Raw genomic sequence first — 3,032 nt, 5'->3', positions numbered from 1 at the left:
AAATGAATAAATTCCGCCAACAGGTTTATGTTATTTGTTTGGAAGTGACGCTTTTAATAAGATAGGTACTTCTGCCGGTTCATTTGCCACTTGTATTCCAGCTGCCGTCAGTGCTGCAATCTTTTCCTCGGCAGAGCCGGAATTACCGGAAATAATGGCACCTGCATGTCCCATTTGCTTTCCCGGAGGTGCAGATTGTCCGGCAATAAAAGCTACGACAGGTTTTGTTACGTGCTTCTTTATATATTCAGCCGCCAGTTCTTCTGCGTTTCCACCAATCTCACCGATCATGACGATGGATTCCGTATCCTTATCATTTTGGAACATTTCCAATAGTTCACGGAAGTAAAGTCCTACTACGGGATCACCTCCCATGCCAATAGCGGTAGATTGGCCCATGCCGTTGGCTGTAAGATGGTAAACAATCTCGTAAGTTAATGTTCCGCTACGGCTGATCACTCCGACATTTCCTTTTTTAAAAACGTTGCCGGGTAAGATTCCGGCCAGGCTCTTTTCCGGAGAAATTAGACCGGGGCAGTTCGGCCCGATCAGCATGGCTCCTTTCAGTTGAGTGAAGCGATACGCTTTGATTACATCGAGGGTAGGGATACCTTCGGAGATACAGATAATCAGTTTGATTCCGGCATCTGCGGCTTCCATGATAGCATCTGCCGCATAGCTGGCGGGAACAAAAAGAATGGAGGCATTGGCCTGCGTCTTTTCCACTGCCTCGTACATGGTGTTGAAAACGGGAAGCCCGTCTACGGTGCTGCCTCCTTTTCCGGGAGACGTACCACCTACCACATTCGTACCGTATTCTTTCATTTTCACAGCATGAAAATGTCCGTCTCTGCCCGTAATACCTTGTACCAACAGGCGGGTCGATTTATCAATAAGTATGCTCATAATGTTTCTCCTTTCACAGATTTTACTACCATCAGGGTGGCTTCATTCATGGTTTCCGCTACCTGAAAGCGGTTACTGTCTTTTAATAGTTTCCTGCCGATATTTTCATTGGTTCCCGTCAGTCTTACAATGACAGGGATTTCCGTTTGCAATTGGTCGAAAGCCTGTATCAATCCTATAGCTACATCGTCGCAACGAGTGATACCGCCAAATATATTGATGAAGACCGCTTTTACTTTCGAATCATTCAGCAGTATCTTCATGGCTTCAATCACCTTCACGGGGTTTGAACTCCCACCGATATCCAGGAAATTGGCAGGTGAACCGCCATATAACTTAATCATGTCCATGGTAGTCATTGCCAGTCCGGCGCCGTTTACCATGCAACCGATGTCTCCGTCCATACGTACATAGCTGAATCCTCTTTCTTTGGCTGTAGCTTCGAGTTGTTCCTCCGGTGTAGGTTCGAAAAGAGCATGTATATCGGGGTGGCGGTAAAGAGCGTTATCATCGAACACCATCTTGGCATCAATGGCTGTAAGGGTACCTTTAGCCGTCAACACTAACGGGTTGATTTCAGCAAGCGATGCATCGTTTTCCATGAAGGCTTTATAGAGATCCTGAAGGATGGAAGTCATACGCCTGGCTTGTTCCGCCTGGTCAAAAAGCATGAATGCAAAACTCTGTGCCAGATATTGAGGCAATCCTATCAACGGGTCGATATTATAGCGAATGATTTTCTCCGGAGTGTTGCGGGCTACTTCTTCAATATCCATTCCTCCTGCCGCGCTCATGATAAGCACTACTGAACGCGTGTTGCGGTCAATGGTAAAACTGACATAATATTCAGCTGCGATATCTACAGCTTCGCTGATTAAAATTCGGGTTACAGGAAAACCTTTGATGGTCATTTTCAGAATTTCCCGGGCGTGCTGTCTTACCAGTTCTTCATTGTCAGCCAGTTTTACGCCTCCTGCCTTTCCTCGTCCACCGGTCAACACTTGTGCTTTCACAACTACTTTGTCCACTTCTAACTGCCGGAAAGCTTTTACGGCTTCATCGGGCGTATTGCATAACACATGTCGTTCTACCGGAATTCCATACTGGGAGAAGATTTCCTTTGCTTGATATTCATGTACTTTCATGGATCATGGATTATAGATTAGTATATGTCTCTAACAAATAAGATGGCTAAAAAGTTGTCAAATAAGTGATTAAGAACGAAAATAAGAAAAAGGATCGTTTCTGGTGAATGCTATTTGTTATAAGAAAAATATGATAATAGCGATAAAAAATGACGTGTATTATGAAAAAAACTTGTTTTATACTGTGAACTTTTCTGCCTTTTTGGTTAATTTTGCATATTAATCTCATATTTTAATATTAAACCGTTGGGATTCCTTGTCAGATTCGGAGTCAGGAACCCTTGGATGATAACACACGAACTGTGATGAACAGGAGAAGATTTTATCAACAGAGAAAAACCTCCATGCTGTTTGCCATACTCGTATTTTTTACTCAGGTATGTGTAGCCCAGGCATATAAATATATAAGTATGGAGGATGGTCTGGGCAGTCAGAAAGTTTATCGTATCCTACAAGATTCTTTAGGATATATGTGGTTCCTTACTCAGGAAGGTCCGGACCGTTACAATGGCAAGGAAATCAAACACTATGAATTGACGGATAAGGGACAGAAGCTCAATATGCAGTTTAGCCTGAATTGGCTTTACATGGCTGACGACGGTGTGTTGTGGGGAACTGGACGGAAAGGCCGCATTTTCCGCTATGAACAGGGCCGGGATCGGTTCGAACAGGTGTATATGCCTCCTTTACCGGAAAAGGGAATCTCTTCGCCGAATATTACATATAGCTATATGGATCATTCCAGACGTATCTGGCTTTGCAGTAAGGAACAAATGGCATTGTTCGATACCCGCACAGGAAAGATATCGCAATTATCATCCTGTATAATCAGTAATGTCACTTCTATTGCCCAGATAGATAGGGAAAACTTCTTCATAGGTACGGAGTCCGGGTTGTATCGGGCGGTATTGGATGAGTCTCGTACGTTACTTTCGTGTACACCGGCATATAATCTTCATGCACCGGTGAGCGAGTTATTCT

The 3,032-nt window shown here is 44.0% G+C and carries 3 protein-coding genes; 1 reads left to right on the top strand and 2 read right to left on the bottom strand.

The features are described 5' to 3' along the window. Window positions 1-30: 30 nt before the first annotated feature. Together sucD and sucC are read right to left on the bottom strand one after the other, a co-directional pair. Window positions 31-906: a succinate--CoA ligase subunit alpha gene (sucD, locus tag BACCELL_RS02515; protein WP_007209947.1), complete on the bottom strand. Its 876-nt coding sequence runs from the start codon at window positions 904-906 to the stop codon at window positions 31-33. Next, window positions 903-2,051, bottom strand: a complete 1,149-nt coding sequence (sucC, locus tag BACCELL_RS02510; RefSeq protein WP_007209946.1) for an ADP-forming succinate--CoA ligase subunit beta — start codon at window positions 2,049-2,051, stop codon at window positions 903-905. The genes sucD and sucC overlap by 4 nt, the downstream gene beginning before the upstream one ends. 305 nt (window positions 2,052-2,356) lie before the next feature. Here sucC and BACCELL_RS26765 point away from each other — a divergent pair. Beyond that, window positions 2,357-3,032 (top strand): ligand-binding sensor domain-containing protein (locus BACCELL_RS26765; protein ID WP_345916998.1); only part of this gene is annotated, 676 nt, incomplete at its 3' end.

It is taken from the genome of Bacteroides cellulosilyticus DSM 14838 (genome assembly GCF_000158035.1).
Taxonomy (GTDB): Bacteria; Bacteroidota; Bacteroidia; order Bacteroidales; family Bacteroidaceae; genus Bacteroides; species Bacteroides cellulosilyticus.
This window is presented reverse-complemented; position numbering and strand designations above follow the sequence as displayed.